This is a genomic window from Burkholderia pulmonis (genome assembly GCF_984667975.1).
The window spans coordinates 588,201-602,250 of sequence record NZ_OZ480186.1; the positions used below are offsets into that span (position 1 = coordinate 588,201).

Annotated in this window: 13 protein-coding genes; all 13 read left to right on the forward strand. The window is 68.0% G+C overall.

Annotated features, from left to right (window positions below):
- The first annotated feature begins 316 nt into the window (after positions 1 to 316).
- The 13 genes from AC5LXK_RS02805 to AC5LXK_RS02865 all read left to right on the forward strand — a co-directional run bounded on the left by AC5LXK_RS02805 (position 317) and on the right by AC5LXK_RS02865 (position 14,017).
- Positions 317 to 1,927 (forward strand): S10 family peptidase, encoded by a 1,611-nt coding sequence (locus tag AC5LXK_RS02805; protein WP_493390215.1) that lies wholly within the window; start codon positions 317 to 319, stop codon positions 1,925 to 1,927.
- 84 nt (positions 1,928 to 2,011) lie between these two features.
- The gene (locus AC5LXK_RS02810; protein WP_493390216.1) at positions 2,012 to 2,413 is read left to right on the forward strand and encodes an EF-hand domain-containing protein; all 402 of its coding nucleotides are present in this window, start codon (positions 2,012 to 2,014) and stop codon (positions 2,411 to 2,413) included.
- Positions 2,414 to 2,762: 349 nt separating this feature from the next.
- Positions 2,763 to 3,662, forward strand: a complete 900-nt coding sequence (locus AC5LXK_RS02815) for an IclR family transcriptional regulator (RefSeq protein ID WP_493390217.1) — start codon at positions 2,763 to 2,765, stop codon at positions 3,660 to 3,662.
- Complete coding sequence (locus AC5LXK_RS02820; protein ID WP_493390218.1) at positions 3,659 to 4,684, forward strand: 2-dehydro-3-deoxygalactonokinase; 1,026 nt, start codon at positions 3,659 to 3,661, stop codon at positions 4,682 to 4,684. The genes AC5LXK_RS02815 and AC5LXK_RS02820 overlap by 4 nt, the downstream gene beginning before the upstream one ends.
- A gap of 22 nt (positions 4,685 to 4,706) precedes the next feature.
- Positions 4,707 to 5,384 (forward strand): 2-dehydro-3-deoxy-6-phosphogalactonate aldolase, encoded by a 678-nt coding sequence (locus AC5LXK_RS02825; protein ID WP_493390219.1) that lies wholly within the window; start codon positions 4,707 to 4,709, stop codon positions 5,382 to 5,384.
- A complete protein-coding gene (locus AC5LXK_RS02830) occupies positions 5,384 to 6,163 on the forward strand; it encodes an SDR family oxidoreductase (RefSeq protein ID WP_493391176.1) in 780 nt (259 codons plus the stop codon). The genes AC5LXK_RS02825 and AC5LXK_RS02830 overlap by 1 nt, the downstream gene beginning before the upstream one ends.
- 102 nt (positions 6,164 to 6,265) lie before the next feature.
- Positions 6,266 to 7,261, forward strand: coding sequence for an arabinose ABC transporter substrate-binding protein (locus tag AC5LXK_RS02835; protein ID WP_493390220.1), 996 nt, complete (start codon positions 6,266 to 6,268; stop codon positions 7,259 to 7,261).
- 67 nt (positions 7,262 to 7,328) lie between these two features.
- Positions 7,329 to 8,840, forward strand: a complete 1,512-nt coding sequence (araG, locus tag AC5LXK_RS02840) for an L-arabinose ABC transporter ATP-binding protein AraG (RefSeq protein ID WP_493390221.1) — start codon at positions 7,329 to 7,331, stop codon at positions 8,838 to 8,840.
- A 70-nt stretch (positions 8,841 to 8,910) separates the two neighbouring features.
- A complete protein-coding gene (gene araH / locus AC5LXK_RS02845) occupies positions 8,911 to 9,927 on the forward strand; it encodes an L-arabinose ABC transporter permease AraH (RefSeq protein WP_493390222.1) in 1,017 nt (338 codons plus the stop codon).
- A 29-nt stretch (positions 9,928 to 9,956) separates the two neighbouring features.
- Positions 9,957 to 10,763: an SDR family NAD(P)-dependent oxidoreductase gene (locus AC5LXK_RS02850; RefSeq protein ID WP_493390223.1), complete on the forward strand. Its 807-nt coding sequence runs from the start codon at positions 9,957 to 9,959 to the stop codon at positions 10,761 to 10,763.
- Positions 10,764 to 10,813: 50 nt separating this feature from the next.
- The gene (locus AC5LXK_RS02855; protein ID WP_493390224.1) at positions 10,814 to 11,875 is read left to right on the forward strand and encodes an aldose 1-epimerase; all 1,062 of its coding nucleotides are present in this window, start codon (positions 10,814 to 10,816) and stop codon (positions 11,873 to 11,875) included.
- Positions 11,876 to 11,914: 39 nt separating this feature from the next.
- Positions 11,915 to 12,757, forward strand: coding sequence for an orotidine-5'-phosphate decarboxylase (gene pyrF, locus AC5LXK_RS02860; RefSeq protein WP_493383398.1), 843 nt, complete (start codon positions 11,915 to 11,917; stop codon positions 12,755 to 12,757).
- Between the two features lie 201 nt (positions 12,758 to 12,958).
- Positions 12,959 to 14,017, forward strand: coding sequence for a haloacid dehalogenase-like hydrolase (locus AC5LXK_RS02865; RefSeq protein ID WP_493390225.1), 1,059 nt, complete (start codon positions 12,959 to 12,961; stop codon positions 14,015 to 14,017).
- Positions 14,018 to 14,050: the final 33 nt, after the last annotated feature.

Consider the following 14,050-nt stretch of genomic DNA (forward strand, 5'->3'; position numbering starts at 1 on the left):
TCTATTTCGCGTTGCTGAGCAATGCCGGCGACCGCGCAATTTTGTTGGCCGATATGGCACGAAATTCGCGCGTTTTTAGTTTTTCCGGGTAAACGCGAGCGCCGATGAAAGCGACGTGAAATGTAACGTTTCGGGAATCGAAGCATTCCTGAAAGGTGTGCGCTGCACCGTCTGCCAGCCAAATATTTCAAAATTTTTCAAAGCTGACTCGCTCGCGTATATTGGCCAGCGCCTCGGCTTATCGGCCGCAATCGAGGCGGGGGGTGGCTTATCCGGCTGCTCGATACAAAAAACATCCGAGAGAAGGAACGCAACGATGCCAGCGAGCAAAGCGAAGCTGTTGTTGGGGGTGGTGTTTTCTTCGCTGATTCTGACGGCCTGCAACGACGACGTGACATCGTCCGCCGCTGCAAGCGCCGACAATTCAGCCGATCCCGCCGGTCAGGTGGACAGGGCGTACAACGATCCGAACAGTTATTCGTCGAGCGCGAACGCGTCGCTCGACGCCTCCGCCGCGGTTGAAAAGGCGGCTGTTACACACCACCAGATCACGCTGAACGGCAAGACGATCCGCTACACGGCCACGGCCGGCCACCTCGTCGCGCGCAATCCGCAGACGGGCGCACCCGAAGCCTCGTTCTTCTATGTCGCCTATACGGCCGACAACCAGCCCGCGGCGAAGCGGCCCGTCACGTTCCTGTACAACGGCGGCCCCGGCTCGGCGTCGGTGTGGCTGCATCTCGGTTCGTTCGGCCCGCGCCGGATCCAGACGGGCGACCCGAACGCGAACACGTCGACGTTCCCGTTTGTCGACAACCAGGAAAGTCTGCTCGACACGACCGACCTCGTGTTTGTCGATGCGATCGGCACCGGCTTCTCCGAAGCGATCGCACCGAACACGAACCAGACGTTCTGGGGCGTCGACCAGGACGGCGGCGCGTTCCGCGATTTCGTGACGCGCTACCTGGCCGTGAACCAGCGCAGCGCTTCGCCGAAATACCTGTTCGGCGAATCGTACGGCACGCCGCGTACCGACGTGCTCGCGAACCTGCTCGAGACGGCCGGCGTGAAGCTCGACGGCATCGTGCTGCAGTCGTCGATCCTGAACTACAACACGAACTGCGACATGGCGAGCGACTACATCGGCAACTCGAACAACGGTTCGAGCCCGGTGAGCTGCGCGGGCTTCGTGCCGTCGTACGGCACCGTCGGCGCGTACTACCAGCTCGACAACCCGAACCCGTCGAACCTGCCGCAGTACGCGGACCAGATGCGCCTGCTGACGGCCGGCAGCTACGCGCCCGCCGTGAACGCGTATCTCGCGAGCCATACGCCGCCGCCGCCGAACCTCGTCACGACGATGGCGAACTCGACCGGCGTGAAGCAGTCGCTGTGGAATGCGAACTTCAACGTGATCCCGACCTTCTTCGACAACAGCTTCCAGCTGTCGCTGCTCCCGGGCACACTGATCGGCCGCTACGACGCGCGTGTGAACGTGCCGGTGTCGAGCCCGCTTGCATCGGGCGGCGACCCGTCGAGCACGTACATCACGCAGCCGTTCACCGACACGATCGGCACGTACCTGCCGAACGAGCTGAAGTACACCGCGCAGTCGGCCTATTCGTTGAGCAGCAATGCGATCAACACGTGGGACTGGACGCACGACGGCCTCGCGATGCCCGACACGATCCCCGATCTGGCCGCGGCGCTGACGCTGAATCCGCAGCTGAAGGTGCTGTCGCTGAACGGGTATCACGACATCGCGACGCCGTTCTACCAGACCGAGCTCGACCTCGCGCGGCTCGGGACGCAACCGAACCTGACGATCAAGGACTATCAGGGCGGACACATGGTCTATCTCGACGATACGTCGCGTCCGCAGGAGAAAGCCGACCTCGTGACGTTCTACAACACGGCCGCGCACTGATGCGATGCGCGAGGCCGGCGACAGGCGCCCTCGGTGGCGCCGCTCGCCGGCCGTCGACGACCTCATTCCAGACTGGAGCCTGATATGAAGAATCGTTTCATCGTCGTTGCCGCGGCGCTCGCATGCGTCGGCGCCGCAGCATCCGTATCCGCGTTCGCCCAGGCGAGCGACGCCGCCGCACCGGCGCGTGCACGCCAGGCGCAGCTCGGCGATCCGTACGTGCCGCCGGCCGCGCGCCGCGCGACCGCCGGCACGCAGACCACCGGGGCCGCGCTGCATGCGCAGGTGGTGCGCAAGCTCGCGCGGCAGTTCGGCGCGGCCGACACGCAGAACACGGGTTCGATCACCGAGTCGCAGGCGCGCGCGGCCGGCCTCGGCTATGTCGCGAACCACTTCCGGCAGATCGATGCGAGCGGCAACGGACGCGTGTCGTTCGCGGACGTGCAGCGCTACATGCAGGCACGCAGTACGAGCAGCCAGCAGTAAGCGCGACAAGCGGTGAACAAACGGGGGCGGAACCTGCGACATGGCGGGTTCCGCCCCCGTGCACATGGGGCGGCCGTCGCGTCGAGCATGCGGCGGGTCGGGCCTGAATTCTCATTATCTGGGCAACGCATTCAAATATTGGAGACAAGTGCGTGCGCTCCTACAATCCGAAGCACATCGACAGCTTCGGACCCACGCATCGCGCGGCGCCCGTCGCACACGGAGACACCTTCCATGAAGTTCGCCGGGCGCTTTACTCGGTGCATCGACCGCCGCCACGCCGCAGCACCGGACGCAGTTCCGGCGCCGCGCGAGCGGCTTCACCGATTCCGTTGAAGAAGCCCGCCCCATGACCAAGATGCCCGACACCCTTGCCCTCGACGCCCGGCGCGTGACGCCGGACGATGTGTCGCTGACCGACAGTATCGGCGCGACCAGCACGCCGCTCGACCTCGCCGCGCAGCAGGCCGGCACGCAGACGCTGCTGCGCGGCCTCGCGATCCTCGAGGCGATCGCGAACGGCGCGCGCGACATGCGTGCGATCGGCGCCGCGCTCGGCACGACGCGCAGCACGACGCACCGTCTCGTCAGCAGCCTCGTGCAGGCGCGCTACCTGCGCCAGGTGCAGGGCGGCTACCTGCTCGGCCCGAAGCTGATCGAACTCGGCACGATCGCACTCGAACAGATGCCGCTCACCGCGGTGGCGCGCCCGCATCTCGAAGCGCTCGCGGAAGCGACGCTCGACACGATCCACCTCGGCGTGCGCGACGGCGACGACGTGCTGTACATCGACAAGATTCCCGGCACGCGCGGCCTCGAGATGCGCTCGCGCGTCGGCCACCGGATGCCGCTCGCGTCCACCGGCATCGGCAAGGCGATGATGCTCGACCTCGAGCCCGAGCTGTGGCGCTCGCTGTTCGAGGCCGCGCGGCGCGCGCTGGCCGGCGTCAATTTCAAGCCCGACAACCGGCCCGAGACGAATGCGTTCCTGCAGCGCATGGCCCATTACGCGGCCGGCGGCTATACGTTCGACCTCGAGGAAAACGAGGCGTCGATCCGCTGCGTGGCCGCGCCGATCCGCGACGCATCGGGTGCGGTCGTCGCGGCCGTGTCGGTCGCGAGCACGATTCCGTACATGCCGCACGACCGGATGGACGAACTGATTCCGCTCGTGCAGCGCGAAGCGCGAGCCATTTCCGCGGAACTGGGCTGGAGCCCGCCGCAGGGTACCCGCAGGATCAAACGATGACGATTTCGACCCGGCCCGTTCCGGATGCCAGTTCCACCCCTCCGTCGCTGATCGCGCTCGACTGGGGCACGACGTCGCTGCGCGCGTATCTGTACGACGCGCACGGTGCGCTGATCGACACGCGCAGCCGCGCGGCAGGCGTGATGCACGTGCCGGGCGGCGGTGCGCGCGCGTTCGACGCGGTGTTCGAGGAAGCGTGCGGCGACTGGCTCGACCGTACGCCCGGCCTGCCGGTGCTCGCCGCCGGGATGGTCGGCAGCGCGCAGGGCTGGCGCGAGGCGCCGTACGTCGCGGTGCCGGCCGGCGCCGATGCGCTCGTCGCGGGTCTCACCACCGTGACGACGTCGCGCGGCGCGACGGTCTCGATCGTGCCGGGCGTGATCGCGACGGGCGAACTGCCCGACGTGATGCGCGGCGAAGAAACGCAGATAGTCGGTGCACTCGCGAGCGATCCCACGCTTGGCGCCGATCGTTCAGGGGTACTGATCGGCTTGCCGGGCACGCATGCGAAATGGGCATGGGTGAAGGACGGGCTGATCGAACGCTTCCAGACCTTCATGACGGGCGAACTGTTCGCGGTGCTGCGCGATCACACGATCCTCGGCCGCACGATGCGCGCGGGGGCATCGCCCGATCACGCGGCGTTCGTGCGCGGCGTGGCGGTCGCACGCGGCGCGCAGCGCACCGGGCTGCTCGCGACGATTTTCAGCACGCGCACGCTCGGCCTGACCGACCGGCTCGCGCCCGATGCGCAGGGCGACTACCTGTCCGGCCTGCTGATCGGTCATGAACTCAATGCGCTCGACGCGATGCTCGCGGAGCGCGGCATCGCGCTCGCGAACCAGCCGCTGCTGCTGATCGGCGACGACGGTTTGTGTGCGCGCTACGTCGACGCGCTCCGGGAATTCGGCCAGTCGCATGCGCGCGTCGCCGCGCATGCGACCGAGCGCGGCCTGTGGCGGATCGCGTCGCGTGCCGGGCTCGTGCGCGCGGACGGCGAGCCCGTCTGCGCCGACCAATGAACTGTTTGCAGAGGAACCTTCGATGCCGTCCGACCTGACCTTGCCCGCGCCGTACGCGCCACATGCCGCACTGATGCGCGCGTTCGATGCCTGCCCGCTGATCGCGATCATGCGCGGCATCACGCCCGCCGAAGCGGCCGACCACGGCCATGCGCTGTATGAAGCCGGCTTCCGGATCGTCGAGGTGCCGCTCAACTCGCCGGACCCGTTCGACAGCATCGCGGCGCTGCGGCGCGCATTGCCCGACGACGCGATCGTCGGCGCGGGCACCGTGCTGCGTGCCGAGTACGTCGATCGCGTGCAGGACGCGGGCGGCGCGCTGATCGTGATGCCGCACAGCGACGCGGCCGTGATTCGTCGCGCACGCGAACGCGGCCTGGCGAGCGCACCGGGTGTCGCGACGCCGACCGAGGCGTTTGCCGCGCTCGCGAGCGGTGCCGACGTGCTGAAGATGTTCCCGGCCGAGCAGCTTGGCGTGCACGTCGTGAAGGCGTGGCGCGCGGTGATCGACCGGGCGGTGCCGCTGATCCCGGTCGGCGGGATCTCGCCGGACAACATGGAGCCGTTCCTCAAGGCCGGCGCGAACGGGTTCGGGCTCGGCTCGGCGCTGTACCGGCCCGGCCAGTTGGCCGACACGACCGCCGTGAACGCGCGCGCGTTCCAGGCCGGCTTGCGCGTCGCGCGCGGCGGAGCCGCATGATGGGCCGCCTCGCGGACAAGGTCGCGATGGTGACGGGCGCGGGCCGGGGCATCGGCGCCGCGATCGCCCGTGCGTTCGTCCGCGAGGGCGCGGCCGTCGCGCTCGTCGACCTCGACTTCCCGCAGGCGCAGCGCACGGCTGCCGCGATTGCGCAGGAATTCGACGGCGCGCGCGTGCTGCCGCTGCAGGCCGACGTCGCGCGGCAGGACGCGGTGCGCGCTGCGCTCGCGCAGGCCGAAGCGGCCTTCGGCCCGCTCGACGTGCTGGTGAACAACGCGGGCATCAACGTGTTCGCCGATCCGCTGACGATGACCGACGAAGACTGGCGCCGCTGTTTCGCGGTCGACCTCGACGGCGTGTGGCACGGCTGCCGCGCGGCGCTGGAGGGGATGGTCGAGCGCGGTCGCGGCAGCATCGTGAACATCGCGTCGACGCATGCCTTCAGGATCATCCCGGGCTGTTTTCCGTACCCGGTCGCGAAGCACGGCGTGCTCGGCCTCACGCGCGCACTCGGGATCGAATACGCGGCCCGCAACGTGCGCGTGAACGCGATCGCGCCGGGCTACATCGAGACGCAACTGACGCGCGACTGGTGGGATGCACAGCCCGATCCGGCGGCCGCGCGCGCCGACACGCTCGCGCTGCAGCCGATGAAGCGGATCGGCCGGCCGGAGGAGGTCGCGATGACGGCCGTGTTCCTGGCATCCGACGAGGCGCCGTTCATCAATGCCGCGTGCATCACCGTCGATGGCGGGCGCGCGGCGCTGTATCACGACTGACGCAACGATTTGAAAGACCGCACGTGCGACGGCCGCGCGCACGCTGCGTCGAAACCAACAAGCGGCTGCATCCTGTTCGATGAAGACAAGGAGACACTGGAGATGAAACGCAGAACGTTCGTAACGCTGGCCGCTGCGGCCGCGGTGGTGATGGGGAGCCCGGTTGCGCATGCGGCCGACCCGGTCAAGATCGGCTTCCTGGTGAAGCAGCCGGAGGAGCCGTGGTTCCAGGACGAGTGGAAATTCGCCGAAATCGCCGCGAAGCAGAAGGGCTTCACGCTCGTGAAGATCGGCGCGCCGTCCGGCGAGAAGGTGATGAGCGCGATCGACAACCTGTCCGCGCAGAAGGCGCAGGGTTTCATCATCTGCACGCCCGACGTGAAGCTCGGGCCGGGCATCGTCGCGAAGGCGAAGTCGCACAACCTGAAGATGATGACGGTCGACGACCGCCTCGTCGACGGCGCGGGCAAGCCGATCGAGTCGGTGCCGCACATGGGGATCTCCGCGTACAACATCGGCAAGCAGGTCGGCGACGGCATCGCGGCCGAGATCAAGAAGCGCGGCTGGGACATGAAGGACGTCGGCGCGATCGACATCACCTACGAGCAGCTGCCGACCGCGCATGACCGCACGAGCGGCGCGACCGACGCGCTGGTGGCCGCCGGCTTCCCGAAGGCGAACGTGATCGCGGCGCCGCAGGCGAAGACCGACACCGAAAACGCGTTCAACGCGGCGAACATCGCGCTCACGAAGAATCCGCAATTCAAGCACTGGGTCGCCTACGGCCTGAACGACGAGGCCGTGCTCGGCGCGGTGCGCGCAGCGGAAGGGCGCGGCTTCAAGGCCGACAACATGATCGGCATCGGCATCGGCGGTTCCGATTCGGCGCTGAGCGAGTTCAAGAAGCCGCAGCCGACGGGCTTCTACGGCACCGTGATCATCAGCCCGAAGCGCCACGGCGAGGAAACCTCGGACCTGATGTACACGTGGATCACGCAGGGCAAGGCGCCGCCGCCGCTGACGCTGACGACCGGCATGCTCGCGACGCGCGACAACGTGTCGAAGGTGCGCGACGAGATGGGGCTCGCGTCGAAGTAAACGGCCCGCCGGCTGCCGCGGCGATGCGGCGGCCGGCGGTCGATCGATTCGGAAGTGGGGAGACGACGTGTCAGCGGCACTGCGTTTTGACAATATCGGCAAGGTATTTCCCGGCGTGCGCGCACTCGACGGCATTTCGTTCGACGTGCATGCGGGCGAGGTACATGGCCTGATGGGCGAGAACGGCGCGGGCAAGTCGACGCTGCTGAAGATTCTCGGCGGCGAATATCAGCCCGATGCGGGCAGCGTGCTGGTCGACGGCCAGCCGGTGCAGTTCGCGAGTGCGGCCGCGTCGATCGCGGCCGGCATCGCGGTGATTCACCAGGAGCTGCAGTACGTACCCGATCTCACGGTCGCGGAAAACCTGCTGCTCGGCCGCCTGCCGAATGCGTTCGGCTGGGTGAGAAAGCGCGAGGCGAAGCGCTACGTGCGCGAACGGCTCGCGGCGATGGGCGTCGATCTCGATCCCGACGCGAAGCTCGGGCGGCTGTCGATCGCGCAGCGGCAGATGGTCGAGATCTGCAAGGCGCTGATGCGCAATGCGCGCGTGATCGCGCTCGACGAACCGACGAGCTCGCTGTCGCATCGCGAGACCGAGGTGCTGTTCAAGCTCGTCGACGACCTGCGCGCGCAGGGCCGTGCGTTGATCTACATCTCGCACCGGATGGACGAGATCTACCGGCTCTGCGACGCGTGCACGATCTTCCGCGACGGGCGCAAGATCGCATCGCATGAATCGCTTGCCGACGTGCCGCGCGAGCGGCTCGTCGCCGAGATGGTCGGACGCGAGATTTCGGATATCTACCATTACGCGCCGCGCGCGCTCGGCGACGTGCGGTTTTCCGCCGAAGGCGTCGACGGCCCGGCATTGCGCGAACCCGCGAGTTTCTCGGTGCGCGCGGGCGAGATCGTCGGCTTCTTCGGGCTCGTCGGCGCGGGACGCAGCGAACTGATGCGGCTCGTGTACGGCGCGGACCGCCGCCGCGCGGGCGTGCTGACGCTCGACGGCGCGCGCATCGACGTGAAGCGCACCGGCGACGCGATCCGCCACGGCATCGTGCTGTGCCCCGAGGACCGCAAGGAAGAGGGGATCATCGCGATCGCGTCGGTCGCGGAGAACATCAACATCAGCTGCCGCCGCCATTCGCTGCGCGCGGGGCTCTTCATCAACCGCAAGGCCGAACGCGAAACGGCCGACCGCTTCATCCAGCGGCTGAAGATCAAGACGCCGAACCGGCGGCAGAAGATCCGCTTCCTGTCGGGCGGCAACCAGCAGAAGGCAATCCTGTCGCGCTGGCTTGCGGAGCCCGACCTGAAGGTCGTGATCCTCGACGAGCCGACGCGCGGGATCGACGTCGGCGCGAAGCACGAGATCTACGACGTGATCTACCGGCTCGCGGAGCGCGGCTGCGCGATCGTGATGGTGTCGTCGGAGCTGCCGGAAGTGCTCGGCGTGTCCGACCGCATCGTCGTGATGCGCGAAGGCCGGATCGCCGGCGAGCTGCCGCGCGAGCAGGCGAACGAACACGCGGTGCTGAACCTCGCGCTGCCGCAGACGAGCGCGGTCGAGGCAGCCTGACGCGATACACGACATTCGAATCGAACATGCGCGGCGCGGGCCGCGCGATGCAGGAGCAGGAGACACCATCATGCAAGTCAACGAAAATCTTGCCAGCGCCGCCGTGAAGCCGACGGCCGACGCGCTGGTTCCGCAGCAGGGCGACCGCCAGAAGTGGTGGCAGCACCTGACCGAATACAGCCTGATCGCGATCTTCGCGGTGATGTTCATCACGATGTCGCTGACGGTCGATCACTTCTTCTCGATCGACAACATGCTCGGCCTCGCGCTGTCGATCTCGCAGATCGGCATGGTCGCGTGCACGATGATGTTCTGTCTCGCGTCGCGCGACTTCGACCTGTCGATCGGCTCGACCGTCGCGTTCTCCGGCGTGCTGTGCGCGATGGTGCTGAACGCGACCGACAACACGTTCGTCGCGATCATCGCGGCGGTTGCGGCCGGCGCGGCGATCGGCTTCGTGAACGGCGCGGTGATCGCGTACCTGCGCATCAACGCGCTGATCACGACGCTCGCGACGATGGAGATCGTGCGCGGGCTCGGCTTCATCGTGTCGAAGGGGCAGGCGGTCGGCGTATCGTCGGATACCTTCATCGCGCTCGGCGGGATGTCGATGTTCGGCGTGTCGCTGCCGATCTGGGTCACGCTGCTGTGCTTCATCGGGTTCGGCGTGCTGCTGAACCAGACCGTGTACGGCCGCAACACGCTCGCGATCGGCGGCAACCCGGAAGCGTCGCGGCTCGCGGGGATCAACGTCGAACGTACGCGCGTGTACATCTTCCTGATCCAGGGCGCGGTGACGGCGCTCGCGGGCGTGATCCTCGCGTCGCGCATCACGTCGGGCCAGCCGAACGCCGCGCAGGGCTTCGAGCTGAACGTGATCTCGGCGTGCGTGCTCGGCGGCGTGTCGCTGATGGGTGGCCGCGCGACGATCTCGGGCGTCGTGATCGGCGTGCTGATCATGGGTACCGTCGAGAACGTGATGAACCTGCTGAACATCGACGCGTTCTACCAGTACCTCGTGCGCGGCGCGATCCTGCTCGCGGCGGTGCTGCTCGACCAGTTGAAGAACCGCGGCGTACGCGACTGACCCGACCTGTTTCCACGGAGACGAACCGCATGACCATCGACACTTCCGCGCACGATCCGCACGCAGCCAACCATGCGCGCTATGCACGCTACCCGAGCCTCGAGGATCGCGCGGTGCTGATCACGGGCGGCGCAACCGGCATCGGCGCGTCGTTCGTCGAACACTTCGTCGGCCAGGGCGCGCGCGTCGCGTTCGTCGATCTCGACGCTGCGGCCGGCACCGCGCTGGCGGATAGCCTCGCGCAGGCGCGTCACGCGCCGCTGTTCCTCCAGTGCGACCTGACCGACATCGATGCGCTGCGCCATGCGATCGATGCGATCCGGGCGCGCATCGGTGCGATCGCGGTGCTCGTGAACAACGCGGCGAACGACACGCGCCACGCGATCGGCGATGTGACGCCCGCGTCGTTCGACGCGGGCATCGCGGTGAACCTGCGCCACCAGTTTTTTGCCGCGCAGGCGGTGATCGACGACATGAAGCAGCAGGGCGGCGGCTCGATCGTCAATCTCGGCTCGATCAGCTGGATGCTGAAGAACGGCGGCTATCCCGTCTACGTGATGGCGAAGGCGGCCGTGCAGGGGCTGACGCGCGGCCTCGCGCGCGACCTCGGCCCGTTCGGCATCCGCGTGAATTCGCTGGTGCCTGGCTGGGTGATGACCGACAAGCAGCGCCGGCTGTGGCTCGACGACGCGGGCCGCGCGTCGATCAAGGCTGGCCAGTGCATCGACGCCGAGCTGCTGCCGGCCGACCTCGCACGGATGGCGCTGTTCCTCGCGGCCGACGACAGCCGGATGATCACCGCGCAGGACGTGATCGTCGACGGCGGCTGGGCCTGACCGTTCGCATCGACCTGCATCGTTTCTTCGACGAAGGAAAGGAGCTCACCATGACCGCCACGTCCTCGCGCGCATCGTCGTCCACCAGCCAGTCGCGCCGCGCGCGCCTGGCCGCCGCCGCGCAGCCGGTCAGCCCCGGCCCGCAGACGGCCGCGTTCGCGCAGGGCGTCGGCGCCGCGCATGCGGCGGCCGTCACGCTGTCGAACGCGTCGCTGCGGCTCGACGTGCTGCCGCACCTCGGCGGCGGCATCGCGCGCTTCGACTGGCGCGGCGACAACGGCGCGCTGATGCCGGTGTTCCGCCGCTGCGAGCATCCGGAGACGGCGACCGACCCGAACGAGCTCGCGTGCTATCCGCTGCTGCCTTACTCGAACCGGATCGGCGACGGGCGCTTCGAATGCGACGGGCGCAAGGTCGCGGTGCCGCGCAATCGCCGCGACGAGCCGCTGCCGATTCACGGCGACGGCTGGCTCGCGCCGTGGCAGGTGGACGATGCGACCGGCACGTCGCTGCAACTGTCGCTCGACCGGGCGGCCGGCGCGCCGTATGCGTTCCGTGCGATCCAGTCGTTCGAGCTCGACGACGCGACGCTGTCGATCGCGCTGACGATCGAGAACGCGGGGCGCGCGCGGTTGCCGTTCGGGCTCGGCGTGCACCCGTTCCTCGTGCGCGATACGGTGACCGAACTGGCCGCCGCGGCCGGCGGGCTGTGGCTGTCGGGCGCCGATTTCCTGCCGGTGCGGCACGTGAGCGTGCCGCCGGCCTGGCAGTTCGGCGTCGCGTATCCGCTGCCGGCCGCGCTCGTCAATCACGCGTTCACCGGCTGGGGCGGCCACGCGACGGTGAGCTGGCCGCGTCGCGGGCTGTCGCTGACCGTCGCGGCCGACGCCGACGCGTACGTGCTCTATACGCCGCCGGGCGAGGATTTCTTCTGCTTCGAGCCGGTCGATCATCCGATCAATGCGATGAACCTGCCGGGCGGCGCGACCGCGCACGGGATGACGCTGCTCGCGCCCGGCGAGCGGCTCACGCGGCGTTTCGCGTTCACCGTCGAGCGTGCCGATGCGCGCAGCAATGCCGCGACTCGTGAGGGGCGCCGGCGACGCGGGTAAAATACGCGGTCTACCAACGGTTTGCCGCGAGTACCCGCCATGTCTTCCCCGCTTACTTTCATTGAATCGCTGCGCGCCGCGTGGCAGCGCACGAATTCGCTGCTGTGCGTCGGCCTCGATCCCGAGCCGTCGCGCTTTCCCGTGCAGTTCGACGGCCAGCCCGACGCGATCTTCGAATTCTGCCGGCAGATCGTCGACGCGACCGCGCAGTACGCGAGCGCGTTCAAGCCGCAGATCGCCTACTTCGCCGCGCATCGCGCCGAAGACCAGCTCGAGCGGCTGATCGCGCACATCCACCTTCAGCATCCGGGTCTGCCCGTGATCCTCGACGCGAAGCGCGGCGACATCGGCAGCACCGCCGAGCAGTACGCGCGCGAGGCGTTCGAGCGCTATCGCGCGGACGCCGTCACGGTGAACCCGTACATGGGCTACGACTCGGTCGAGCCGTACTTCGAGCACGAAGGCAAGGGCGTGATCGTGCTGTGCCGCACGTCGAACCCGGGCGGTTCCGACCTGCAGTTCCTGGAGACCGGCGGGGCCGGCCATCCGGGCCGCCCGCTGTACCAGGTCGTCGCCGACCTCGCGGCGAACAAGTGGAACGCGAAGAACGGCCAGCTCGGCCTCGTGGTCGGCGCGACGTTCCCGAAGGAAATCGAGATCGTGCGCGGGATCGTCGGCGACATGCCGCTCCTGATCCCCGGCATCGGCGCGCAGGGCGGCGACGTGCAGGCGACCGTCAACGCGGGCCGTACGGCCGACGCGACGGGCATGATGATCAACTCGTCGCGCGCGATCCTGTACGCGAGCAAGGGCGAGGATTTCGCCGAAGCCGCGGCGCTTGCCGCGCAGAAGACGCGCGACACGATCAACGCGCATCGCTGAAATACCGGCCGCCCGCCCGGGCGGCCTTGCATCGCCGGGCCCGCGTTCGCGGCCCGCACACCTGTCTCTTCCGGGGTCCGCCGCGTTGACGCGCGCGGACAACTTCCCGTCGCTTCCGTATCGCATGCTTGCAATTTAGTCGCGCGATGCTGCCGCTTGTCATCGATCCGTAATCACAATGTCAAGAAAGGGAGCGACGCCATGCCCAAGCTGTACCGTCATCTTCTGAGCGCAGTTGCCGCATCGCTGTGCATGACGTTCGCCCACGCGGCGGACCTCGAGCACTGGCCGGCCGACAGCGCGAAGGCGCTGAACGCGATGATCGCCGCGCACGCGAACCGCGGCGACTACGCGGTGTTCGACGCCGACAACACGACGTACCGCTACGACCTCGAGGAATCGCTGCTGCCGTACCTGGAGAACCATGGCGTGCTGACGCGCGACACGCTCGACCCGTCGCTGAAGCTGATCCCGTTCAAGGATTCGGCCGACTACAAGGAATCGCTGACGAGCTACTACTACCGGCTGTGCGAGATCGACGATCTCGTCTGCTATCCGTGGATCGCGCAGGCATTTGCCGGGCAGTCGCTCGCCGACCTGAAGCGCCACGTCGATGCGATGCTCGCCGACGGCAAGCCGATCCCGATCCGCTACTGGCAGGGCGACAAGGTGGTCGACGGCACGGTGAACCCGCCGCGCTTCTTCCGCGGGATGCAGGAGCTGTACAACGCGCTGCGCGAGAACGGCATCGAGGTCTACGTGATGACGGCCGCGCACGAGGAGCTCGCGCGGCTCGTGCTGTCCGATCCGAAGTACGGCTACAACGTGAAGCCGCAGAACGTGATCGGCGTGACGACGCTGCTGCGCAACCCGGCGACCGGCGCATTGACCACGTCGCGGCTGCAGATCAAGGCCGGCAAGTACGACGAGGCCGCGAACCGCAGCCTCGTGATCACGCCGTTCCTGATGAACCCGATGACGTGGTACGAAGGCAAGCTCGGCTCGATCGTCGGCTGGATCGACCAGTGGAAGAAGCCGGTGCTCGTCGCGGGCGACACGCCGACGTCCGACGGCTACATGCTGCTGAATGCGACGGACGTCGCGCGCGGCGGCGTGCGCGTGTGGGTCAACAAGAAGGACAAGCAGATGGCCCAGATCCGCGCGTGGTCGGACGAATCGGCCGCGAAGCAGAAGTCGCTCGGCCTGCCCGTCACGGCGGACAAGAACTGGATCGTCGTGAAGCCCGACGCGATCCAGTAAGCGGGCCGGCGGGGCGCCGCGCGCCCCTGGCCC

What these genes read in the sequence shown, in the direction of transcription:
- AC5LXK_RS02820 (WP_493390218.1), top strand. Translation starts at nt 3,659, where the DNA reads ATGACGATTTCGACCCGGCCCGTTCCGGATGCCAGTTCCACCCCTCCG.
- AC5LXK_RS02850 (WP_493390223.1), top strand. Translation starts at nt 9,957, where the DNA reads ATGACCATCGACACTTCCGCGCACGATCCGCACGCAGCCAACCATGCG.
- pyrF (WP_493383398.1), top strand. Translation starts at nt 11,915, where the DNA reads ATGTCTTCCCCGCTTACTTTCATTGAATCGCTGCGCGCCGCGTGGCAG.
- AC5LXK_RS02855 (WP_493390224.1), top strand. Translation starts at nt 10,814, where the DNA reads ATGACCGCCACGTCCTCGCGCGCATCGTCGTCCACCAGCCAGTCGCGC.
- AC5LXK_RS02805 (WP_493390215.1), top strand. Translation starts at nt 317, where the DNA reads ATGCCAGCGAGCAAAGCGAAGCTGTTGTTGGGGGTGGTGTTTTCTTCG.
- AC5LXK_RS02825 (WP_493390219.1), top strand. Translation starts at nt 4,707, where the DNA reads ATGCCGTCCGACCTGACCTTGCCCGCGCCGTACGCGCCACATGCCGCA.
- AC5LXK_RS02830 (WP_493391176.1), top strand. Translation starts at nt 5,384, where the DNA reads ATGGGCCGCCTCGCGGACAAGGTCGCGATGGTGACGGGCGCGGGCCGG.
- AC5LXK_RS02835 (WP_493390220.1), top strand. Translation starts at nt 6,266, where the DNA reads ATGAAACGCAGAACGTTCGTAACGCTGGCCGCTGCGGCCGCGGTGGTG.
- araH (WP_493390222.1), top strand. Translation starts at nt 8,911, where the DNA reads ATGCAAGTCAACGAAAATCTTGCCAGCGCCGCCGTGAAGCCGACGGCC.
- AC5LXK_RS02810 (WP_493390216.1), top strand. Translation starts at nt 2,012, where the DNA reads ATGAAGAATCGTTTCATCGTCGTTGCCGCGGCGCTCGCATGCGTCGGC.
- AC5LXK_RS02865 (WP_493390225.1), top strand. Translation starts at nt 12,959, where the DNA reads ATGCCCAAGCTGTACCGTCATCTTCTGAGCGCAGTTGCCGCATCGCTG.
- AC5LXK_RS02815 (WP_493390217.1), top strand. Translation starts at nt 2,763, where the DNA reads ATGACCAAGATGCCCGACACCCTTGCCCTCGACGCCCGGCGCGTGACG.